The organism is Pseudomonas sp. A39 (assembly GCF_058145955.1).
Map to the genome: position 1 here is coordinate 162,638 of NZ_JBYVMD010000009.1, position 22,604 is coordinate 185,241.

General features: G+C 61.6%; 18 protein-coding genes and 1 pseudogene. 15 read left to right on the forward strand and 4 right to left on the reverse strand.

The features are described 5' to 3' along the window. The first annotated feature begins 94 nt into the window (after positions 1 to 94). Positions 95 to 1,996 carry a 3-dehydroshikimate dehydratase QuiC gene (gene quiC / locus AC3ZU9_RS09925; RefSeq protein ID WP_015886015.1) on the forward strand — a complete coding sequence of 634 codons (1,902 nt, stop codon included), beginning with the start codon at positions 95 to 97 and terminating at the stop codon, positions 1,994 to 1,996. Positions 1,997 to 2,073: 77 nt separating this feature from the next. Beyond that, positions 2,074 to 2,715: a TetR/AcrR family transcriptional regulator gene (locus AC3ZU9_RS09930; RefSeq protein WP_043205941.1), complete on the forward strand. Its 642-nt coding sequence runs from the start codon at positions 2,074 to 2,076 to the stop codon at positions 2,713 to 2,715. Positions 2,716 to 2,849: 134 nt separating this feature from the next. Here the strand turns inward: AC3ZU9_RS09930 and AC3ZU9_RS09935 are convergent, their stop codons facing one another. After that, positions 2,850 to 3,698 (reverse strand): shikimate dehydrogenase, encoded by an 849-nt coding sequence (locus AC3ZU9_RS09935; protein WP_236381415.1) that lies wholly within the window; start codon positions 3,696 to 3,698, stop codon positions 2,850 to 2,852. Then, positions 3,695 to 4,144: a type II 3-dehydroquinate dehydratase gene (gene aroQ / locus AC3ZU9_RS09940; RefSeq protein ID WP_015886012.1), complete on the reverse strand. Its 450-nt coding sequence runs from the start codon at positions 4,142 to 4,144 to the stop codon at positions 3,695 to 3,697. Before aroQ ends, AC3ZU9_RS09935 begins: the two co-directional genes overlap by 4 nt. Before the next feature lie 207 nt (positions 4,145 to 4,351). On the opposite strand from aroQ, the gene AC3ZU9_RS09945 reads away from it, so the two are divergent. From AC3ZU9_RS09945 to AC3ZU9_RS09985, 9 genes and pseudogenes are all read left to right on the forward strand, one after another. Next, positions 4,352 to 4,873 carry an RNA polymerase sigma factor gene (locus AC3ZU9_RS09945; RefSeq protein ID WP_015886011.1) on the forward strand — a complete coding sequence of 174 codons (522 nt, stop codon included), beginning with the start codon at positions 4,352 to 4,354 and terminating at the stop codon, positions 4,871 to 4,873. Between the two features lie 63 nt (positions 4,874 to 4,936). Then, complete coding sequence (locus AC3ZU9_RS09950) at positions 4,937 to 5,935, forward strand: FecR family protein (RefSeq protein WP_490090650.1); 999 nt, start codon at positions 4,937 to 4,939, stop codon at positions 5,933 to 5,935. A gap of 1,127 nt (positions 5,936 to 7,062) precedes the next feature. Then, positions 7,063 to 9,819 carry a TonB-dependent receptor gene (locus AC3ZU9_RS09955; protein ID WP_093544256.1) on the forward strand — a complete coding sequence of 919 codons (2,757 nt, stop codon included), beginning with the start codon at positions 7,063 to 7,065 and terminating at the stop codon, positions 9,817 to 9,819. 103 nt (positions 9,820 to 9,922) lie between these two features. After that, positions 9,923 to 10,555 carry a heme acquisition protein HasA gene (locus tag AC3ZU9_RS09960; protein WP_490090651.1) on the forward strand — a complete coding sequence of 211 codons (633 nt, stop codon included), beginning with the start codon at positions 9,923 to 9,925 and terminating at the stop codon, positions 10,553 to 10,555. Positions 10,556 to 10,728: 173 nt separating this feature from the next. Then, on the forward strand, positions 10,729 to 12,465 hold the full coding sequence (locus AC3ZU9_RS09965) for a type I secretion system permease/ATPase (protein WP_490090652.1): 1,737 nt from the start codon (positions 10,729 to 10,731) through the stop codon (positions 12,463 to 12,465). Then, a complete protein-coding gene (locus AC3ZU9_RS09970) occupies positions 12,462 to 13,787 on the forward strand; it encodes an HlyD family type I secretion periplasmic adaptor subunit (protein WP_102060218.1) in 1,326 nt (441 codons plus the stop codon). The genes AC3ZU9_RS09965 and AC3ZU9_RS09970 overlap by 4 nt, the downstream gene beginning before the upstream one ends. Next, on the forward strand, positions 13,784 to 15,100 hold the full coding sequence (locus AC3ZU9_RS09975) for a TolC family outer membrane protein (protein WP_015886005.1): 1,317 nt from the start codon (positions 13,784 to 13,786) through the stop codon (positions 15,098 to 15,100). Before AC3ZU9_RS09970 ends, AC3ZU9_RS09975 begins: the two co-directional genes overlap by 4 nt. A gap of 135 nt (positions 15,101 to 15,235) precedes the next feature. Beyond that, positions 15,236 to 15,364, forward strand: a pseudogene (locus tag AC3ZU9_RS09980) (DUF4160 domain-containing protein); the annotation flags it as partial. Further along, on the forward strand, positions 15,357 to 15,830 hold the full coding sequence (locus AC3ZU9_RS09985) for a DUF2442 domain-containing protein (protein WP_490090653.1): 474 nt from the start codon (positions 15,357 to 15,359) through the stop codon (positions 15,828 to 15,830). The pseudogene AC3ZU9_RS09980 and the gene AC3ZU9_RS09985, both read left to right, overlap by 8 nt. Here the strand turns inward: AC3ZU9_RS09985 and trmA are convergent. After that, the gene (gene trmA, locus AC3ZU9_RS09990; RefSeq protein WP_102060216.1) at positions 15,813 to 16,892 is read right to left on the reverse strand and encodes a tRNA (uridine(54)-C5)-methyltransferase TrmA; all 1,080 of its coding nucleotides are present in this window, start codon (positions 16,890 to 16,892) and stop codon (positions 15,813 to 15,815) included. The genes AC3ZU9_RS09985 and trmA overlap by 18 nt on opposite strands. Next, positions 16,889 to 18,184, reverse strand: a complete 1,296-nt coding sequence (locus AC3ZU9_RS09995) for an NCS2 family permease (RefSeq protein ID WP_015886001.1) — start codon at positions 18,182 to 18,184, stop codon at positions 16,889 to 16,891. The genes trmA and AC3ZU9_RS09995 overlap by 4 nt, the downstream gene beginning before the upstream one ends. A 173-nt stretch (positions 18,185 to 18,357) precedes the next feature. On the opposite strand from AC3ZU9_RS09995, the gene AC3ZU9_RS10000 reads away from it, so the two are divergent. The 4 genes from AC3ZU9_RS10000 to AC3ZU9_RS10015 all read left to right on the forward strand — a co-directional run bounded on the left by AC3ZU9_RS10000 (position 18,358) and on the right by AC3ZU9_RS10015 (position 22,572). Then, the gene (locus AC3ZU9_RS10000; protein ID WP_102060215.1) at positions 18,358 to 18,804 is read left to right on the forward strand and encodes a DUF4879 domain-containing protein; all 447 of its coding nucleotides are present in this window, start codon (positions 18,358 to 18,360) and stop codon (positions 18,802 to 18,804) included. Positions 18,805 to 18,899: 95 nt separating this feature from the next. Beyond that, positions 18,900 to 19,406 carry a (2Fe-2S)-binding protein gene (locus tag AC3ZU9_RS10005; protein ID WP_015885999.1) on the forward strand — a complete coding sequence of 169 codons (507 nt, stop codon included), beginning with the start codon at positions 18,900 to 18,902 and terminating at the stop codon, positions 19,404 to 19,406. Further along, positions 19,403 to 20,392 carry an FAD binding domain-containing protein gene (locus tag AC3ZU9_RS10010; RefSeq protein ID WP_490090654.1) on the forward strand — a complete coding sequence of 330 codons (990 nt, stop codon included), beginning with the start codon at positions 19,403 to 19,405 and terminating at the stop codon, positions 20,390 to 20,392. The genes AC3ZU9_RS10005 and AC3ZU9_RS10010 overlap by 4 nt, the downstream gene beginning before the upstream one ends. Then, positions 20,389 to 22,572 (forward strand): xanthine dehydrogenase family protein molybdopterin-binding subunit, encoded by a 2,184-nt coding sequence (locus AC3ZU9_RS10015; protein ID WP_490090655.1) that lies wholly within the window; start codon positions 20,389 to 20,391, stop codon positions 22,570 to 22,572. The genes AC3ZU9_RS10010 and AC3ZU9_RS10015 overlap by 4 nt, the downstream gene beginning before the upstream one ends. The last annotated feature ends 32 nt before the right edge of the window (positions 22,573 to 22,604 follow it).

Here is a 22,604-nt window from a genome sequence, read left to right on the forward strand (position 1 = left end):
AACTAACCGGTTCGTACATTTTAATTGCTGTCGACAGTTTAGCGGCCAATAATTTGCCGTAAATAAGACCAGTCTCAAATGCCGGGAGTCGCCCATGCAACGCTCTATTGCCACCGTTTCCTTGAGCGGAACCCTGCCGGAAAAACTCGAAGCCATCGCGGCCGCCGGGTTTGATGGCGTCGAAATCTTCGAAAACGATCTGCTGTATTACGATGGCAGCCCGCGTGAAGTTAGGCAGATGTGCGCCGACCTCGGCATTGCTATCACGTTGTTCCAGCCGTTCCGCGACTTTGAAGGTTGCCGCCGTGACCGCCTGGCGCGCAATCTCGAGCGTGCCGAGCGCAAGTTCGACCTGATGCAGGAGTTGGGCACCGACTTGGTGCTGGTGTGCAGCAATGCCTCGGCTGATTGCGTGGGCGATGAACGCATTCTACTGGATGACTTGAGCCTGCTGGCCGAACATGCTGGCCGCCGTGGCCTGCGTATCGGCTATGAAGCCTTGGCCTGGGGCAAGCATGTGAACACCTGGCAACAGGTGTGGAACCTGGTGCGTCAGGTCGATCACCCCAGCCTGGGCGTGTTGCTCGACAGCTTTCACACCCTGTCGCTCAAGGGCGATCCGAGCGCCATTGCCGACATCCCCGGCGACAAGATTTTCTTCGTGCAAATGGCCGACGCGCCGGTCCTGGCCATGGACGTCCTGGAGTGGAGCCGGCATTTTCGCTGCTTCCCCGGCCAAGGCGAATTCGACCTGGCGGGTTTCCTCGCGCCGATCATCAAGAGTGGCTACACCGGGCCACTGTCCCTGGAGATTTTCAACGACGGCTTCCGCGCCGCGCCAACTCGGGCGAACGCAGCGGATGGCCTGCGCTCCTTGCTGTACCTGGAAGAGAAAACCCGCGAGCGCCTTAAACAGGAAGCGCCCGCGCAACCTGCCGAGATTCTGTTTGATACCCCGGCGGCCAGCGAATACGACGGCATCGAGTTCCTCGAGTTTGCCGTGGACGAAAGCCTCGGCGCCAAGCTCACTCATTGGTTGGAACGCCTGGGGTTCGTCAAGGCTGGGCAGCATCGCTCCAAGAGCGTGAGCCTGTTGCGCCAGGGCGATATCAACCTGATTCTCAACTGTGAACCCTATTCGTTTGCCCACAACTTTTTCGAAGCCCACGGGCCGTCGTTGTGCGCCACCGCGATTCGGGTCAAGGACAGCGCGAAGGCGCTGGAGCGGGCTGTGGCGTACAAGGGCCAGCCGTATCGCGGCCTGGTCGGGCCCAACGAGTTGGAGCTGGCGGCGGTGCGCGCGCCGGATGGCAGCCTGATTTACCTGGTGGACCCGAGCGAAGGCGGGCTGTACGACACCGACTTCAACCTGCAGCCCGCCGCTTCAACCAGCGGCGGCTTGTTGCGCATCGACCACATGGCCATGGCGTTGCCGGCCGACAGCCTCGACAGTTGGGTGCTGTTCTACAAGAGCCTGCTGGATTTCGAAGCCGACGACGAAGTGGTGCTGCCTGACCCTTACGGCTTGGTGAAAAGCCGCGCCCTGCGCAGCCGCTGCAGTTCGATCCGCCTGCCGCTGAATATCTCCGAGAACCGCAACACGGCCATTTCCCACGCACTGTCGAGCTATCGCGGCTCGGGCGTGCACCACATTGCCTTCGACTGCGCGGATATTTTCGCCGAAGTGCGCCGCGCCAAAGACGCGGGTGTGCCGCTGCTGGATATTCCGCTCAACTATTACGATGACCTGGCGGCGCGTTTCGATTTCGACGACGAATTCCTCAGCGAGCTGGCGTACTACAACGTGCTGTACGACCGCGACGCCCAAGGCGGTGAGTTATTTCACGTGTACACCGAGCCGTTTGAAGGGCGGTTTTTCTTCGAGATCATCCAGCGCAAGAACGGTTATGCCGGCTACGGCGCGGCCAACGTGGCGGTGCGCCTGGCGGCGATGGCCAAATCGCGCAGCGGTGCGGTGCGCCAGGCGCGTTTATAACGGCTGGCCGGGTGCTTCCTTCGGGAGGCCTCGCGGCCCATAATCAGCGCCTGCATAACACTGGCCGTGAGCGCACCATGACCTCCGAGGCACCCCGCAAGAGCCGGAAGAACAACCCGGAAAAGACCCGCGAAAACATACTCCAGGAAGCCATTGTCGAGTTTGTCCAGCAGGGCCTTTCCGGCGCTCGCGTGGATGCGATCGCCGAGCGCATCCACACCTCCAAACGCATGATCTATTACTACTTCGGCAGTAAGGAACAGTTGTACGTCGAGGTGCTGGAGAAGCTCTACGGTGACATCCGCAACACCGAAACCCGCATGAACCTCACCGCCCTGGAACCGCGTGATGCTATTCGGCGGCTGGTGGAGTTCACGTTTGATCACCACGACCAGAACGTGGATTTCGTGCGCATCGTCAGCATCGAAAATATCCACAATGCCGAATACGTAAAGCGTTCGGATTCGATCAAGGCGATGAACAGCAACATCCTCGAGGCGCTGGGTGCGACGTTGCGTCGTGGGGCCGAGATGGGCGTGTTTCGGGAAGGGTTGGAGCCGCTGGATGTGCACTTGCTGATCAATTCGTTCAGCTTTTACCGGGTGTCCAACCGCCATACGTTCAGTGAGATCTTTCAGATAGAACTGTCGGATGAGGCGATCAAGCAGCGGCACCGCGAGATGATTTGTGAGTCGGTGATGCGGTACCTGCAGGCCTGAGTACTCAGGTTGGAATGCAATCAAATGTGGGAGGGGGCTTGCCCCCGATTGCGGCAGGCCAGTTCCTGATAAGGTGGCTGATCCACCGCCATCGGGGGCAAGCCCCCTCCCACATTTTGCTCCGGTTTCTACCGTCAGGTATTCATGCTTTGGAAGTGCAGCAGCATCCGCTGTGCATCCGGCGCTTCTCCACTGAACAACTCAAACGCCTTCACCGCCTGAAACACCGCCATGTTGCCGCCATCCAGCGTGCGGCAACCCAAGGCGCGGGCGTCGCGCAGCAGTTGGGTTTCCAGCGGGAAGTACACGATTTCGGCGACCCATAATTCAGCCCGCAACAAGGATGCAGGCACCGGCGTGCCGGGCAACTTGGCCATGCCCATCGGTGTGGTGTTGACCAAACCATCGGCCTCGGCCATCGCATTTTCCAAGTGTGTGCCGACCTGCGCACGCCCCGTGCCGAAGCGCTGAGCCAGGTTATCCACAAGGTCGCGCGCTCGGCTGGCGTCCACATCGAAAATACTCAAGTGCTCCACGCCTTCCGCCAGCAGCGCATGGGCCACTGCTGCACCTGCACCGCCGGCGCCCATCTGCACCACGCGTTGGCGGGCGACGTCGTTCAAGTTGCGCCGAAACCCTTCGGCGAACCCAAGGCAATCGGTGTTGTGGCCGATGCGTTTGCCGTCCTTGAACACCACCGTGTTAACCGCGCCAATGCCCCGGGCTTCGTCGGACAATTCATCAAGCAATGGCAGGATTGCCTGCTTGCACGGGTAGGTGATGTTCAGCCCGGTAAAGTGCATGAGCTCGGCGGCCTCCAGCAAGTCGGGCAGGGCATTGATGTCCAGGCGCAGCGGTTCAAGGTCGATCAGGCGATACAGGTAGCGCAAACCTTGGGCATCGCCTTCCTGTTCATGCAGGGCAGGGGTGCGCGAGGCCTGGATGCCGCTGCCGATCAAGCCGGCGAGAATGCGCGGTTTCATCGGGCCGCCCCTTTGAGCAGGTGGCTGAAATGTTCCAGGGCCAGGTGGTAGCCATGGCTGCCGAACCCGGCAAGCACCGACTTGGCGATGGGCGATACGAAAGAGTGATGACGGAACGCCTCACGGGCATGCACGTTGGACAGGTGCACTTCGATCACCGGCACTTCGCTGGCGACCAGCGCATCGCGAATCGCCACCGACGTGTGCGTCCAGGCTGCCGGGTTGATCACAATACCGGCGCAACGGGCGCGGGCGCCGTGGATCCAGTCGAGTAATTCGCCTTCGTGGTTGGTCTGGCGAAATTCGATTTTCAGCCCGAGCTGTTCGGCGCTGCGGCCACACAGGGCAGCGACATCGGCCAGGGTTTCATGGCCATAGGTGGCGGGCTCACGGGTGCCGAGCAGGTTGAGGTTGGGGCCGTTGAGCACCAGCACGATGGGCGGCATAGGGAGGGTCTCCACAGTTATTGTTCGTTGTGGGGATAAAATGTACTGGTTAGTTAATTTGGTCAATTGATGGCAGCGGATCTGTTCGATTATCGAACTGTTAATCAGACCCTTCACGCGCTGGAATCAGATTAGATATCAATTGAAAATCATTCTCGACAACGCTTAAGATGCCCGCCTGTTTCCTTAACATTCCAGGGAGTCGGTTTGTCGGACGTGGATCTCAAAGGCCTGTTTCTCAAGCACGCCGATACCCTGCGCGGGTATCTGGCGCGCAAGGTACGGGACCCGCAGTTGGCCGCAGACCTGGTGCAGGAGAGCTTCCTGCGCCTGGCGGAAAAACCGGCCGGCGAGCGCATCGACAACTCCCAGGGCTATCTCTATCGAACGGCGAGCAATCTGCTGATCGACCATATTCGCCAGGAAGCACGGCGCAAGACAGACTCCGTGCCCCATGAGGCGCTGGCCGAGATTGAAGATGACGTGGCCGGGTTGGAGGCTCAGGCAATGGCGCAGCAACAGCGACAGGCATTGAAGCAGGCACTGGCGGAGTTGCCGGAACGCACCCAGCAGATTTTCCGTCTCAACCGCATCGAAGGCATGACCCACGCCCAAGTTGCCCGGCACCTGGACATTTCTGACAGTTCCGTGCAAAAGCACTTGGCCAAGGCGTTGGCCTACGTGATGCAGCGCTTGCAGGAAGGCGAGGTGGCGCCATCCGACGAATGAATTACCGAAAAATGCCAGGTCAGTCGTCACAGCGTTACATAACGAAAAATTCGAGATTCACACGTGAATAGCCAGGGTCCGCAACAGCACAGCATTACCGAGGCAGCCGCCGAGTGGGCGGTGCGCTTGCACGCCGGTGCCCTGACCGACCAGGAGCAGGCCGAGCTGCAGCATTGGATCGCCTGCGACAGCCGCCACGAAGCGGCCTTGCGCTTTGCCGAACAGACGTGGGCCGCATTGGGTGAGGTGTACAAGGACGAACCGCTGCAGCGTCAACGCCCGCCGGCGGCGATGCTGCCGGTGCGCCGGTCCAAGCGACGCAGGCCATGGCAACGTGCGGCGGCTGTCGCGCTGGTCGTGGTGGTGGCCGGTGTTGGCTGGGTGCGCGGGCCGGACGTGTTGTTGCGCCTGCAAGCCGACTACATCACCCAGAAAGGCGAGGTGCGCACTGTGCACCTGGCCGATGGCAGTACCGTAGAGCTGGATTCCGGCAGTGCCATCCGCCTGGACTACGACGGTGTGCAACGCCGTATCAGTCTGCTCCAGGGCTCGGCGATCTTTGATGTGGCGCCGAGGGTGGGCCAGGAAACCCGGCCGTTTGTGGTGCAGAGCGCCGGGGGGCAAACCCGTGCGCTGGGCACGCGGTTTGTGGTGGCGCGCGAGGGCGATAGCCAGGCGTGGGTTGGGGTGCTGGAGCACAGTGTCGAAGTTTCCCTGCAAGCTATCCCGAAAAAAGGTCCGGCCGACAGGGTGCTTAAGGAGGGCCTGGCTGCACGCTACAACCTCCAGGAGGGCATCGTGCCCATCGACCAGCTCGATGTAGAGCGGGCCACCAGTTGGCGCCGCGGTGTGTTGATCTTTGATCGCCAGCCGCTGGCAAAGGTCATCGAGCAACTTAACCGCTACCGTCCTGGGCGTGTGGTGCTGGCGGATTCGGCGCTGGGGGATCGCGAGGTCAGCGGGGTGTTTCGGCTTGATATGCTCGACACTGCCCTTGGCATTCTCACCCAGGAGCTGCACGTGCAGCGTTTGGATCTGGCGGGCCTCAGCTTGATCTATTGATTGTCCTGTAGGTGTGGGCTGGACCTGTGGTGAGTTAGGCCTGCTCCCGCTGGCGGCCTGACAGCTGACCGCGATCCAAATGTGGGAGGGGGCTTGCCCCCGATAGCGGTGTGTCAGTCGATTCATCAGGTGACTGGTTCAGCGCCATCGAGGCATCGGTATCTACACCACCCTGGGTATGGCGCTGCACCTGTGGCGAGGGAGCTTGCTCCCGCCGGCGGCCTGACAGCCGAGCGCCATCTAACGGTTACCCCGCGATCCAAATGTGGGAGGGGGCTTGCCCCCGATAGCGGTGTGTCAGTCAATTCATCAGGTGACTGATTCAGCGCCATCGGGGCCTCGGTATCTACACAATTCTGGCTATGGCGCTGGACCTGTGGCGAGGGAGCTTGCTCCCGCCGGCGGCCTGACAGCTGACCATAATCTAACGGTTACCCCGCGATCCAAATGTGGGAGGGGGGCTTGCCCCCGATAGCGGTGTGTCAGTCAATTCATCAGGTGACTGATTCAGCGCCATCGGGGCCTCGGTATCTACACAATTCTGGCTATGGCGCTGGACCTGTGGCGAGGGAGCTTGCTCCCGCTGGCGGGCTGGTAGACGACCAGGATGTTGGATCAGACCGGGTACATATCCGTTATTTAGGTCACGGCCACTATGGGTTCCGCCCTTACGGCGGGTCACTTTTGGAAAAGGCCCAAAAGTAACCAAAAGGCCTTCGCCCCAACACTCGGCACCTCGCCTAGGCTCGGTGTGCCCGTAATCCGCCAGGGATTTGGGGGGCCGCCGCCACGCGCCATCCATGGCGCGGGGCGGCTAAACCGGCATCCCTGCCGGTTTACCCCCCAAATCCCTGTCGAATTCCGGCCAGCGTGTTTGACGGGGCGCCTGAGATCAAAAGCTAGATCAAGATCAAGATCACGATCAAGAGCGGCTCGCTTCGCATCGTGGTTAGCGTTGGCGTGTCCGTATCTATGGCTATCGCCGGCAAGCCGGCTCAGTTTCCTGCTTGAACCCCTTCGTTAAAAAACTTTTGGAAAAGTCTTACTGACTTCCTGCGCTTCGCACGTCTTGCTAGGTGAGAAGCATTCGCATAAACAAAAAACGCTTAGCGCAGGGAACAATCGAAATGTCAGCACTCAACAAGGGGCGCATCACCGGTAGCCGGTTAGCCCTTTCCATTCACTTGGGCCTGTTCGCCGCAGTGGCGCCGGTGTATGCCGCGCAGCCTCAATCGGGCGCTACCCAACCTGCTGTGTTGACGTTCGATATCCCCGTGCAATCTCTCGGCAGTGCCGTGCTGGCCTTCGCCGACCAGGCTGGCTTGCAGGTGTTGTTTGACAGCCAGCGCCTGCAAGGTTTGAGCAGTACGGCGATCAAGGGCAGTTTCAGCGTGCAGGAAGGCCTGGGCCGTTTGCTCGGTGCCGCGCCGGTGGAGTATCGCTTTACCGGCGAGCGCCAGGTCACGCTCAACCGCGTCAGTGACGATCACGACGGCGCCATGACCGTGGGCACTACCACCATTACCGGTAACACCAATGGCCAGGCCAGCGATTGGGTGTACCAGACCCCAAAGTCCGTGGCAGTCATCAGCCGTGACATGATCGACAAGCGCCCACCCCGTCACGCGGCCGACATGCTGGAGGAAACTGCGGGGGTCTACACCGCCGTTGACCAACGCGACCCTGGTCTTTCCGTGAACATTCGCGGCGTTCAGGACTATGGCCGTGTGAACATGAACATCGACGGCATGCGCCAGAACTTCAACGTCAATGGGCACCAGCAGCGCAATGGCACCATGCTGATTGACCCGGAGTTCATTTCCAGCATCGAGATCGACAAGGGCAGCCAGTCGGGGCAGGGTGGGGCGGCCGTACTCGGCGGGATCGCCTCGTTCAAGACCCTGGAGGCCAGCGAGTTCCTCAAGGACGGTAAAGAGATCGGCGGACGTTTTCGCGCGGGCAGCGGTATCGGTGAGCTGGGCAACGGTACCTACTTCAATGGCAGTGGCGTGTTTGCCTTTGGTGATGAGCGCGGCGATGTGCTGCTCGGCTACAGCGAGCGCCATTTCGGCAACTACCGGGCCGGCACCCACAATGACCAGAACCTGGGCACCAATCTGCGGGCCAGGAAGTATGCCCCGGTCGCCTTCGACGACTGGTTGAACAGCGAAGTCGGTGATACCGGCAGCGTGACCCGGTCGCAGATCGTCAAGTTCGGCCTGAACCTGCCCAACGATCAGCGCGTGCAATTGAGCTACCTGGAAAGCGATACCGACAGCAATGACGCCTGGGGCTACATCAGTGATGATCTTCAGAGCAGCTATTACGTACGCACCGGCAAGAACAACCTCAACGCGAAAAACGCGGCGCTGGACTACAGCTACAGCCCGGATAACGCGCTGATCGATTTCAAGGCCAAGCTCTATTACGTCACCACCCAACTGGATCGTTCCAACGCCGGCAACCTCGCGTCCCTGAGTTCCGGCAACTATACGCCGGCATACACCGACCATTTCCAGACCGATACCTGGGGCCTGCAGGGCGAAAACACTGCGCGCTTCGACCTGGGCCGCGTGGGGCATCTGAGCTGGAACTATGGCCTGGAGATGTATCAGGACACCTTCAAGCCCAGTACCAACAAGATCGAGTCCACCAACACGATCAACTCCGGATCACTGCCCTACACCCCCAGTGCCGACCCGGAAGGCAAGCGCACCATCGCCAGTGTGTTCAATAACCTGCAATACGAATATGACGACTGGCTGACCGTGGATGCCGGGCTGCGTTACGACCGTTATCGGCTGGAGGGTGTCACCGGGATGACGCTGTGGAAGCGCGACCGGTTTTACACCAGTACGACGGGCGCGAAGCGTGTCGAGGACATTTTTGATATCGACCGTGAAGACGGACGGTTTTCGCCGACCTTCGGTATCGGCATCAAGCCTGGGGTCGACTGGCTGCAACTGTATACCCGCTGGGGCAAGGGCTGGCGCCCGCCGGCTGTCACTGAAACCTTTATGAGCGGCCGCCCCCACGGGGGTGGTTCGAATGAACGGGTATTCCCCAATCCTTACCTGAAGCCAGAGGAGTCTCGCGATTGGGAAGTGGGGATGAACGTGTTCAAGGAGTCGCTCTTTTTCAATGACGACCGACTGGGCATCAAGGTGGCGTACTTCGACACCAAGATTAAGAATTTCACCTTCCTCAATACCAGTGTGAGTTTGCCGGAGACGTCCGTTGGGGGTTTCAACGGGATCATGGCGTATACCAACAACCTCAATGACACGCGGTTCAGGGGCCTTGAGTACCAACTCAACTACGACATGGGGCGTGCGTATACCAACCTTAGTTACACGCACATGATCGGCAGCAACGAGTTCTGTTCGAAGAACTACTACCTGGGCGGGGCCAAGAAGGCCGGTCCCAGCACCACCGTTATCGAACGGTTTACCCGGCCCAACGGCACCATCGGTTTCCGCCCTGTGACCCGCTACGAATTGTTGGATGACGAGGCCGCCAATGCCAAGGAAAGCTGCGGCAAGATCATGGGCAACGCCACCTACACCCCTGCTGATCGCGCGTCGTTGACGTTGGGCGCGCGCTTTTTGGACAAGCGCCTGGATACCGGTGTGCGTGTTCGCTACAGCTCGGGTAACGGGGAAAACCTGGACAACCAGGGCTACAACCTGATCGACCAGGCCATGTGGCCCAAATACACCGTGTATGACGTCTACGCCAGTTACTGGATGACCGATCAATTGAACATCGCGTTGGCGTTGGAAAACGCCACGGACGAAGCGTATTTCGTCGCCATGGGCGATGCCAACAACCTCAGCCTGGCTCGCGGCCGGACCTTGAGCGGAATGCTCGAATACAAATTCTGATACCGGTGCCACGGCACCGCATCAACCACGGTTTTGCCCAGGGTTGGGTAAAAAGTGCGCAGCTGCGCATTGATCAATAGCGCTGTAATTATGAGGTTTAGTGATGACTATTTCTGTTAGCTACGAGTCGTACCTGGGCACTACTTCGCTGTCTGACTACCTGTCGGACTGGGCTCTTGGTTTTGCCACGGCAGGTCATGGCACTGGCGGCAACAACGGTGGTTTCAGCAACGGGACCTTCGCCGGTGACCAATACGCGTACCATGGCGCCAACAACTCCGACTACGCGTTCATCGCCGACAGCGACACCAGCAACGGCCTGCACTACGTGTTCAATCCAACACTGCCGGCCAGCAGCAACTTGAACCACTACCTGTGGGGCGAACTGGATAACGTCGAGCTGGGCACCGGCCTGACCGGCGGCAGTGGCAGCGACTTCGACCTGAGTGCCTACAAAGTCGCCTTCAATGGCCTCGACCTGTCCGCCGCCGAAGGTGCAGGCCGCGTCGGCAACGATGTGCAGAGCGTGATCTACGGCTTGATCCAGGGCAACACCAGTGCACTGGAATCGGCACTCAACGAGCTGCTGGGCGCTATCGACCCGAGCCTGTCGACGGCCAACACCTTCGACGAGATCTCCGCCGGCCTCGCGGCCCACGCGGCGTCCTCGACCACCACCGACGTTGCACTGGTGGGCGTGCAGGACGTGGCCCAGGACTGGGCACTCGCGGCCTAAATCCGCTGCATGAAAAAAGCGAATGGAAGATCGCTCTCCCATTCGCCGCATGACACACCGCCGTTGCCCAAGCCTTCTAACTCTTCAGGCGACGGCGGTGCCGAATTCTGCGCAGCGTCGCATGGCCTGTCAACGCGACGACGCTGCCCGCTCAACCCTTTGAGAATCCCCAGATGCGCCACGCCGGCAACGAAACCCTGGCCGCCCTCACGGCCTATAAAAGTGGCTTCTTCAACATCGGCCTGTTCTCGGCGGTGATCAACCTGCTGATGCTCGCCCCGGCGCTGTACATGCTGCAGGTGTACGACCGGGTGCTAGCCTCGGGCAATCAGATGACCCTGTTGATGCTGACGCTGATGATCCTCGGCCTGTTCGGCCTGATGGGCGCATTGGAGTGGGTGCGCAGCCAGGTGGTGATTCGCCTCGGCACGCAGATGGACATGCGCTTGAACCAGCGGGTGTACGACGCGGCGTTCGAAGCGCAACTCAAGGGCGGCACCCAGGCGGCCGGCCAGGCGCTGCATGACCTGACCACGCTGCGCCAGTTCGCCACCGGCCAGGCGTTGTTCGCGTTTTTCGATGCGCCGTGGTTTCCGGTGTACCTGTTGGTGATTTTCCTGTTTCACCCCTGGCTCGGCCTGCTGGCACTGGTCGGCGCGCTGCTGTTGATGGCGCTGGCGTGGGTTAACCACCACGTCAGTCAGGCTCCGATGGCCCTGGCCAGCCAACTGTCCATCAGCGCCAGCCAGCAGGCCACGGCCAACCTGCGTAATGCCGACACCATCGAAGCCATGGGCATGCTCGGCACGTTGCGCGCACGCTGGTTCGGCCAGCATCAAGCGTTTTTGGCCCAGCAAAACCTGGCCAGTGAAAAGACCGCGGCCGTCAGCGCCTGGTCCAAGGGCGTGCGCCTCGCGTTGCAATCCCTGGTCCTGGGCGTGGGCGCGTTGCTGGCGGTGCAGGGCGATATTACGCCGGGGATGATGATTGCCGGCTCGATCCTGATGGGCCGGGTGTTGACCCCCATCGACCAACTGATCGGCGTGTGGAAGCAATGGGGCTCGGCGCGGCTGGCGTACGAACGCTTGTCGCAGATGCTGGAGGCCAACCCGGCGCGACCAGTCCCTATGAGCCTGCCGGTGCCTAAAGGCCAACTGAGCGTCGAGCACATCAGCGCCTGTGCCCCCGGCAGCCGTCGGCCGGCGCTGGCCAACCTCGGTTTTAACCTGGCGGCAGGCGACGTGCTGGGCGTGATCGGGCCGTCGGGCTGCGGCAAATCCACCCTGGCGCGAATACTGGTGGGCGCCTGGGCGCCCCTGGCTGGCAAGGTGCGGTTGGACGGTGCCGACCTGGCCCTGTGGGATAAGCAGCAGTTAGGTCCACACATCGGTTACCTGCCGCAAGACATTCAATTGTTCGCCGGCAGCATTGCGGAAAACATCGCACGCTTTGCCGAGGTCGACGCGGATAAAGTCCTAGCTGCTGCGCAAATGGCTGGCGTGCATGAATTGATCCTGCAACTGCCCCAAGGCTACGACACGCCATTGGGGGAGGGCGGCGCCGGCTTGTCCGGCGGCCAGAAGCAACGCGTTGCGCTGGCCCGTGCGCTGTACGGCCTGCCTGCGTTGATCGTGCTGGATGAACCCAACGCCAACCTCGACGAGGTGGGCGAGCACGCGCTGCTCCAAGCCATCGGCCAGCTCAAGCAACAGCGCCGTACCGTGATCCTGATCACCCACAAACCCAACGTGCTGAGCCTGACTGACCAGTTGCTGATCCTCAAGGACGGTCAATTGCAGGCGTTAGGCCCTACGGCGCGTGTGTTGGAGGCACGGCAGAAGCCCGCCGCGAGCAAGCCGGTATCGACCCTGAGCATGAGTTACCGCCTCGGTGAAGGAAAACAGGCATGAGCCAGAGCAAACCTGTGTTGGTCAGCGAGGCGCCGAACAACGTGCTGGCGCTGGATGACAAGAAATATTCGCGCATTGGCTGGCTGTTGGTGCTCGGTGGCTTTGCCGGTTTCCTCGGTTGGGCGGCGTTGGCGCCGTTGGACAAGGGCGTTGCGGTGTCGGGCAAGGTCATGGTCTCGGGCCATCGCAAGACCGTGCAACACCCGGCTGGAGGTATCGTCGAGCGCATTGACGTGCGCGACGGTGAGGTGGTCAGTGCCGGCCAGGTGCTGCTGCGCTTGAAGGAAACCCCATTGCGCGGGCAGATGCAGTCCCTGCGCAGCCAGTACGTGGCGTCCCTGGCCAGCGAAGCGCGCTTGAGTGCCGAAAGTGAAGGGTTGTCGGCAATCACTTTTGCTCCCGAACTGCTCGACGATCCTGAAGCAGCGGCCACCCTGAACCTGCAACGGCAGCTGTTCAATAGCCGTGCCCAGGCCCTGGCTACCGAGCAACAAGGCCTGCGCGAAACCATCGCCGGCGCCGAGGCGCAGCTGCGCGGCACGCGGGATTCGCAAGCCAGCAAAGTCCAGCAACGTGCGGCGTTGAGTGAGCAACTGCAAGGCCTGCGCGCGTTGGCGCGTGACGGGTACATCCCACGCAACCGCCTGCTCGACAGCGAGCGCCTGTACTCGCAGGTCGATGGCGCCATCGCCGAGGACTATGGCCGTATCGGTCAGTTGCAGCGCCAGGTGCTCGAACTGCGGCTACGCATCCGTCAGCTCGGCGAAGACTTCCAGAAAGACCTGCGCGGCCAGTTGGCCGAGACCCGTACCCGCAGCGACGACCTGCGCAATCGACTGGCCTCGGCCGAGTTCGAATTGGCCAACAGCCTGGTGCGCGCCCCGGCGTCCGGTGTGGTGGTGGGGCTGGATGTGTACACCGAAGGCGGCGTAATCAAGCCCGGCCAGGCGTTGATGGACATCGTGCCCCAGGGCGAACCCTTGCTGGTGGAGGCGCGCGTGCCGGTGCAGATGGTCGACAAGGTGCATCCGGGCTTGCCGGTGGAGTTGCTGTTCTCGGCCTTCAACCAGGCCACCACGCCACGGGTGGCCGGTGAGGTCACACTGGTCTCGGCCGATCGCCAGGTCGATGAACGCACCGACGAGCCTTACTACACGCTGCGCGCCCAGGTCAGCGCGGCCGGCATGCAACAACTGGACGGCGTGCAGATACGTCCCGGCATGCCGGTGGAAACCTTCATCAAGACCGGTGAGCGCTCGATGCTCAACTACCTGTTCAAACCCCTGCTGGATCGCACCCATATGGCCCTGGTGGAAGAATGAAGGCGCTGCTGTTTACCCTGTTTTTCGGTTGTACCTCGGCGGCGCACGCCTTGGGTTTGCTGGATGCCTACGACTTGGCCCTGCGCAATGATCCGACTTTTCAGGCCGCTATCCAGGAGCGTGAAGCCGGTGAAGAACATCGCGTGATCGGGCGTGCGGCGTTGTTGCCGAACCTGTCATGGAGCTATAACAACTCGCGCAACGCGTCTGAAGTGACGGCGGGTGAGGTCACCAGCGACCGTGACTACCGCAGTTACGCGTCGACTCTGACCTTGCAGCAACCTTTGCTGGATTACGAAGCCTATGCGCGGTTTCGCCAGGGCACCGCCCAGGCCTTGATGGCCGACGAGCGCTTTCGCGGCAAGAGCCAGGAACTGGCAGTGCGGGTGCTCAATGCCTACAGCCAGGCCTTGCTGGCGCAAGAACGTATTGAGCTGAGCCGAGCGCAGAAACGCGCGTATGCCGAGCGCCTGCAACTCAATGATCGCCTGCTCAAGGGCGGTGAGGGCACGCGCACCGATGTGCTGGAAACCCAGGCGCGCCTGAGCTTGGCCCAGGCAGAAGAAATCGAATCCCTGGATGCTCAGGACAGCGCCCTGCGCGAGTTGGAAGCCATCGTCGGCCAGCCGCTGCAGATCGAAGAATTGGCACCATTGACGCGCCAATTCGACATCCCGCCCCTGCAGCCCAACCGTTTCGAGACCTGGCGCGACATGGCCATGGCCAATAACCCGGAACTTAAATCCCAGCACCACGCCCTGGACGTAGCGTCCTATGAAGTGGAGCGCAAACGTGCAGGCCACCTGCCCAAGGTCAGCTTGTACGCCACCAGTCGCCAGACCCGCTCTGACTCGGAAAGCAGCTACAACCAACAGTACGACACCAACAGTGTCGGCATTCAGGTCAGCCTGCCACTGTTTGCCGGCGGCGGGGTGTCGGCCTCCACCCGCCAGGCGGCGAACCAGCTGTCCCAGGCCCAGTACGAGTTGGACGCGCAAACCTCGGCCACGCTGGTGGAGTTGCGCAAGCAGTTCAACCTCAATACCAGCGGCGCCGCCAAAGTGCGCGCCTATGAAATGGCCGTCAGCTCGGCCACTGCCTTGGTCGCCGCGACCCAGAAAAGCGTCACCGGCGGTGAGCGCGTCAACCTCGACGTGCTCGATGCCGAACAACAACTCTTCACCGCCCGCCGCGACCTGGCGAATGCGCGGCATGCGTATCTGCTGGCTCGGATTCAGTTGAAGTATTACGCGGGGTTGCTGAGCGAGCAGGACTTGCGGGCCTTGGCGGGGTATTTCCAGCCCTCGGCATGAGTGGTTACAACCCGGCATTCGCCGGGTTTTTTGTGCTTACTAGTCTGTGAAACAGCTTCGGGAAAATGGAGCCGGTTGTCGGGTGACAGGGGAAAACTGTTACCTGGCGGAAAATAACCTAACTGATGGGTTACGATGAGAGTAGGCGCTTACAAGGGATATGTGATTTCGGTGTTTATCAGGGATGAGCATTGCCCGCCCCATGTGCATGTCAGGGGGAAGGAGTGGGATGCGTGTTTTCGTTTCAGTTTTCTGGATGGTGAAGCAAATCGTAAAAGCCAAAGTCGTACCCTATAAACCGGTCACTGAGGCCGACGTCGAAAAGGCGATAGCCCGAGGGCGCAAGACACGGCACCTTTATGCCCGCGCCAGTTCTGTGCGTTATGAAGACAACTGCCTTTCCATCGGCTTCAGCGACGGCAGTCGCGTTGTACTGCCGGTGGCTGGCCTGCCCGAGTTCGCGGGGTTTTCCTTGGAGGACTTTGAGCAACTGGAAGTCGGCTTTGGCGGCAAGGCGCTGTGCTGTGAGGCCCGGGATTTGGATGTTTCGGTCACGGGCCTGATCGCCACCAGCAAACCGCTCATGGACCTAGCCACCAGTTTGGTTGCGTCGCGCAACGGTCGCAAAAGCAGCGCCGCCAAATCCGCCGCCGCCCGAGCCAATGGCAAGAAGGGCGGGCGGCCACGCAAGAAGGAACCTGAGGACGTTGAACTACCGCCGAGTCAGTAACACACCGGATTCCATATGGTGCGTCCACGGGAACTGGTCAAACATTGCGCACTTCGTAATCCGGTGCGTGTCGTGCAATTGCGCGATGTTCGCCGCCAACGTCTCCGGGTTGCAGGAGATGTACAGGATGTTGTCGAAGCGCCGGGTCAGTTCGCAGGTGTCCGGGTCCATGCCGGCGCGCGGCGGGTCGACGAACACGCTGCCGAACTCATAGCTCTTCAAGTCGATACCGTGCAGGCGGCGGAACGGGCGCACTTCATTCAGCGCTTCGGTGAGTTCTTCGGCGGAGAGGCGCACCAGCGTGACGTTACCCACCGCGTTTTCATCGAGGTTGCTCAAGGCCGCATTCACCGAGGTCTTGCTGATCTCGGTCGCCAGCACCTTGCGTACACGTGTTGCCAGGGGCAGGGTGAAGTTGCCGTTGCCGCAATACAACTCGAGTAAATCGTCCGGGCGATCGCCCAGGGCGTCATAGGCCCAGTTGAGCATCTTCTGGTTCACCGTGCCGTTGGGCTGGGTGAAGGCGCCTTCGGGTTGGCGATAGCTGAACGTGCGGCCACCGACCTCGAGTTTTTCCACCACATAGTCGTGGCCGATCACATCGCGCTTGCCCTTGGAGCGGCCGATGATGCTGACATTCAAGTCGGTGGCGAGCTTATTCGCGGCGGTGTGCCAATGCTCGTCCAGTGGGCGGTGATAGCACAGGGTGATCATCGCATCGCCGGCCAGGGTGGTCAGGAACTCCACCTGGAACAGCTTGTGGCTCAGGGCGGCGCTGGCTTGCCAGGCGGCCTTGAGCTGCGGCATCAATTGGTTGATGCGTTGGCTGGCGATGGGGAACTCGTCGATCAGGATCGGCGTGCGCTTGTCGTCCTGGGAAAACATCGCGTAGTGGCGCTCACCGCCTTCGCGCCACAGGCGGAACTCGGCGCGCAGGCGGAAGTTCTGCAGCGGCGAGTCGAAGACCTGTGGCTCTGGCGCGTCAAACGGTGCCAGCAGGTCACGCAAGCGCGTGACCTTGTCTTGCAGTTGAGCGGTGTAGCGTGCGGCGTCAAAAGTCATGCGTTGAACCAGCCCAGCTTGATTACAAACAGAATCGACAGAATCACCAATGCCGGGTTCAGCTCACGGTAGCGGCCCGAAAGCAGCTTGATGGCGGTCCAGGCGATGAAACCGAAGGCGATGCCGTTGGCGATGGAGTAAGTGAAAGGCATCGCCAGGGCGGTGACCACCACCGGCGCTGCAACCGTGATGTCGTCCCAGTCGATCTCGGCCAGGCCCTGGGTCATCAACACAGCCACGAACAGCAGTGCCGGCGCGGTGGCGTAGGCCGGCACGCTGGCGGCCAGTGGCGAGAAGAACAACGCCAGCAGGAACAGGATCGCGACCACGATGGCGGTCAGGCCGGTACGGCCACCGGCGCTCACGCCCGCAGCGGACTCGATGTAGCTGGTGGTGGTCGAAGTGCCCAGCAGGGAGCCCGCCATGGCGGCGGTACTGTCGGCGATCAGCGCACGGCCCATTTTCGGCATGTGACCGTCCTTGCCCATCAGGCCGGCGCGTTTGGCCACGCCGATCAAGGTGCCGGAGTTATCGAACAGGTCCACGAACAGGAAGGCGAAGATCACGCTGACCAGGCCGATATCCAGGGCGCCCTTGATATCCAACTGCAGGAAGGTCGGTGCCAGGGACGGTGGTGCCGAGGTGATACCGATGAACGGGGTGAAGCCCAATACGATCGAGGCGATGGTCACCGCCAGGATGCCGATCAGTACCGCGCCGCGTACGGCCAGGGCTTCCAGCGCGACGATCAGCACGAAACCCAGGGTGGCCAGGATCGGCGCCGGTTGTTTCAGGTCGCCCAGGCCCACCATGGTGGCCGGGTTGCTCACCACGATCCCGGCGTTATGCAGGGCGATCAGCGCCAGGAACAGGCCGATACCGGCGGCAATCGCCGAGCGCAGGGGCAGGGGGATGGCGTTGATGATCCACTCACGAATGCGAAAGATCGACAGCAGGAAGAACAGCACCGCCGAGATAAACACCGCCCCCAGCGCAACCTGCCAGGTGTGGCCCATGTGCAGGACCACGGTGTAGGTAAAGAAGGCGTTGAGGCCCATGCCCGGCGCAAGAGCGATCGGGTAGTTGGCGATCAGGCCCATCACGGTCGAACCGATGGCGGCGGCCAGGCAGGTGGCGACGAATACCGCGCCTTTGTCCATGCCGGTCTCGCCGAGGATGCTCGGGTTCACGAACAGGATGTAGGCCATGGCCAGGAATGTCGTGATGCCCGCGAGGATCTCGGTGCGCACGTTGGTGTTGTGTGCCTTGAGTTGAAACAGCTTTTCCAGCATGCCTGCTCCCAGTGACGCTCTGTGGCGTCGTGATTTGTTGACCTCTAAGTCAAAGCACAAACTGCGCCAAGCGCCTGTGGTTTCAGAGAGGATCGGAAAAAGCGGCGCATCATACCAGCAGCCGAGGCCTTGAGGCATACTGCGCCGACGTTTAAACGAAGGTCATCCGCCGCATGAAAAACGCCAGCCCGTGGAGTCTAGCCCTGATCCCCTGTATCAGCCTGTTGCTCGGCGCAGCACCGGCGTGGGGCGCGACTGCACCGCCGTTGAGCGAAGTGCGTGTGTTCAAGGTTGAGTCGGCGCGTTGCACGGAAACCATTCCTGAGCGTGTGAGTACGACCCAGATGTGTACGCACCGTGGGCCGACTAAGGTTTCTGTCATGGAAGTCGGCCTGGGCAATAACCCGGTTGGCCTCTTCAATGGCGCGGTGTTGAACGGCCAGCGCACGCCGGTATGCCAGGTCGGCAACATCAGCGAGGCCTGCAGCGGGGCCGGCACGTTGATGGGCTACATCTATGTGTTTGACCTGAATGTGGAGGCCCAGGGCTGGTTCGAATACAGCAACGCATCGATCAACCCCCCGCGAAACACCCTGAAAACCCTGCTCAATATCCGCTGATCAATCTTCTTGAACGCTCAAAACCACGGGAAGTCGTACCCCTGAGACGGCGACTTTTCTAACGCCGCGGATGTACACCAACCCGTGAGGTGCTTATGAGCGCGACCCCCAATGGAGCGGCGGCCCAGCCGTTCGTCAGCCACCCGATACGCCTGCGCCTCAACGGCCAGGACCGCCAGTTGGACGTGTTGCCCTGGACCACGCTGTTGGACCTGCTTCGCGAGCAACTGGACCTGGTCGGCAGCAAAAAAGGCTGCGACCACGGCCAATGCGGCGCCTGCACCGTCTTGCGCGACGGCAAACGCGTCAACGCCTGCCTGACCCTCGCCGTCATGTGCGACGGCGCCGAATTGACCACCATCGAAGGCCTGGCCGACGGCGACGTGCTCCACCCGATGCAGCAAGCCTTTATCAAGCACGACGCCTTCCAGTGCGGTTACTGCACCCCCGGCCAGATCTGTTCCGCCGTCGGCCTGGTCAATGAAGGCCGTGCCCACGACACCGCGCAGATCCAAGAGCTGATGAGCGGCAACCTCTGCCGCTGTGGTGCCTACAGCAATATCCGCGATGCCATCGTGGACGTCGTGGGAGGTGAGCAATGAACCCCTTCCATTACAGCAAACCGGCGGATGTACAGGAGGCGGTCCACCTCAGCAGCGCGGCATCGCGCTTTATTGCCGGTGGCACCAACCTGCTGGACTTGATGAAGGAAAACATCAGCCGCCCCGAGCACCTCATCGACATCACCGGCCTGCCGTTGCATGACATTCAGCAAACGGCCGAAGGCGGACTGCTGATCGGCGCCCTGGTGAGCAACGCCGACCTGGCCTGGCACCCGCAGATCGAACAGCGTTATCCATTGCTGTCGCAAGCCATCCTCGCGGGCGCCTCGCCGCAACTGCGCAACATGGCCAGTACCGGCGGCAACCTGTTGCAGCGCACCCGTTGCTACTACTTCTATGACGCCACCGTGCCCTGCAACAAACGTGAACCCGGCAGCGGTTGCCCGGCGCGAACCGGCTTGAATCGCATCCATGCGATCCTCGGCGCCAGTGAAGAGTGTGTCGCGACCCATCCGTCCGACATGTGCGTCGCGCTGGCTGCGCTGGAGGCGCGGGTGCATGTGGAAGGGCGTGGTGGTGCGCGGATCATCGAGTTTGCCGATTTCCATCGCCTGCCCGGTGACGCGCCGCAACGGGACAACCAATTGGCTGACGATGAGCTGATCACCGCGATCGAGCTGCCCGCCGATAACCTGGCGAGCCACAGTCACTACCTGAAAATCCGCGACCGCGCGTCTTATGCCTTCGCCCTGGTGTCCGTTGCCGCAGCGCTTGAACTGGACGGCGACCTCATCGTTGATGCACGCCTGGCCCTCGGCGGCGTGGCCCACAAACCCTGGCGTGACCGCGCCGTGGAAGCCGGCCTGATCGGCCAGGTCGTCAGCCGCGAAACCTTCAGCCACGCCGCCGATGCCCTGCTGCAAGACGCCGAGCCGCTGGCGCACAACGGCTTCAAGATCAAGCTGGCGCGCCGGGCGATCATTCGCGCCCTGAGCGACGCTGCTGTCGCAGGAGAACAGCCATGACCGCTATCGGCAAACCCTTGGACCGGGTGGACGGTCTGCTCAAAGTCACCGGCCAGGCACGTTATGCCGGGGAGTTTCCCGAGCATGGCCTGCTGCACGGCAGCGTGGTGTCCAGCACCGTCGCCAAGGGCCGTGTGCTGCGCATCGATGCTTCCAGGGCGCTGGCCCTGCCGGGCGTGGTGGAGGTTATCCATCACCTCAACCGGCCGAGGATCGCCAGCTACGACGACGCTTTCCAGGACGACGACGCCGCCGATGGCTCGCCGTTCCGCCCGCTGTACAACGACCGCGTGCTGTACAGCGGCCAGCCCCTGGCCTTGGTGATCGCCGATAACCTGGAGCTGGCGCGGCATGCCGGTTCCCTGGTGGACATCGAGTACGAAACCGAAGCCTTCGAAACCGACCTGCTGGCCTTGCAGGAACAGGCCCATGCTTCGCCGCAAACCCCGCCCGCGCCGCGTGGCAACTTCCAGGCCGAGTGGGCCGGCGCCGCCGTCAGCCTGGATCTGCACTACAGCACGCCCATCGAACACCACAACCCGATGGAGCCTCACGCCAGCACCGTGCTGTATCAACCCGATGGCACCCTGCATATCCATGACAAGACCCAGGGCCCACAGAATTGCCAGGCCTATGTGCAAAAAGTCTTTGGCCTGGATAAAAGCCAGGTGCGCATCTTCGCCGCGTTCGTCGGCGGCGCTTTTGGCTCCGGCTTGCGCCCGCAGTACCAGTTGCCGTTGGCCGTCATGGCCTCCCTGGCGCTCAAACGCTCGGTGCGCGTCACCCTGACCCGCCAACAGATGTTCACTTTCGGCTACCGCCCGCGCACCTTGCAGCGCTTGCAAATGGGCGCCGCCGCCAACGGACGCCTGCTGGCACTGGGACACACCGCTATCGGCCAGACCTCGCGCTTCGAGGATTTCAGCGAACATGTGGTGGAGTGGAGCGGCATGCTCTACCACTGCGACAACGTGCAACTGACCTACAAACTGGTGCCCCTGGATGTGTTCACGCCGTTGGACATGCGCGCTCCCGGTGCCGCCCTTGGCGTGATCGGCCTGGAGTGCGCCATGGACGAAGTGGCCTGCGCGCTGGGGATCGACCCGGTGCAACTGCGGCTGATCAACTACGCCGAGCGCAACCAGAACGAAGACAAACCCTGGTCGAGCAAGGCCCTGCGCGAATGCTACAGCGAAGGTGCCGAGCGTTTCGGCTGGAGCCAGCGCAACCCGGAACCGCGCAGTATGCGCGACGGCCGCCAGTTGATCGGCTGGGGCATGGCCGGCGGGGTATGGGAGGCCATGCAGATGAAGGCCAGCGCCAAGGCGCGGATCGACGCGCAGGGCAAGCTGACGGTCAGCAGCGCCACCACCGATATCGGCACCGGCACTTACACGGTGATGACCCAGATCGCGGCCCAGGCCAGTGGTGTGGCGGTCGAGGACGTAGTGTTTATGCTGGGCGATTCGTCATTGCCCACCGCGCCGCTGCAGGGCGGATCGTTTACCGTGTCTTCTGTGGGGACCGCCGTACAGCAAGCCTGCGAGGCGCTGAATGCCAAGTTGCTGGAGATTGCCCGCCAGACTTACCCGGTCTTCAAGGACGCCGAATCCGTACGCTTCGAAGACGGCCAGTTGCATACGGGCGACGTGAGCGTTTCGCTGGCGCAGTTGGTCAAGGACAGTGGCGAAGACGCGCTGGACGTGCAGGTCGACAGCGAGCCCGACAAAAAACGCGAGGGCTACAGCACCGCCACCCATTCGGCGGTATTTGTCGAGGTGCAGGTGGATGAAGACCTGGGCACCATCAAGGTCCGTCGGGTGGTCAGCGCGATTGCCGCCGGGCGTGTGGTCAACCCGAAGATGGCGCGCAGCCAGATCCTTGGCGGTGTGGTGTGGGGTATCGGCATGGCCCTGCACGAAGAAACCCAGATCGACCATCAACTGGGGCGCTACATGAACCACAGCCTGGCCGAGTACCACCTCCCGGTAAACGCGGATATTGGCGAGATCGACGTGGTGTTTGTCGAGGAACATGACGAGATCGTCAACGCCCTGGGGTCCAAGGGGGTTGGTGAAATCGGTATTGTCGGCGTGGCAGCGGCGGTGGCGAATGCGATTTATCACGCCACCGGCAAACGGGTTCGGGAGTTTCCGATCACCTTGGATAAGGTGCTCTGACATGCTCTGGCAAGCACTGATTATCTAAAGGT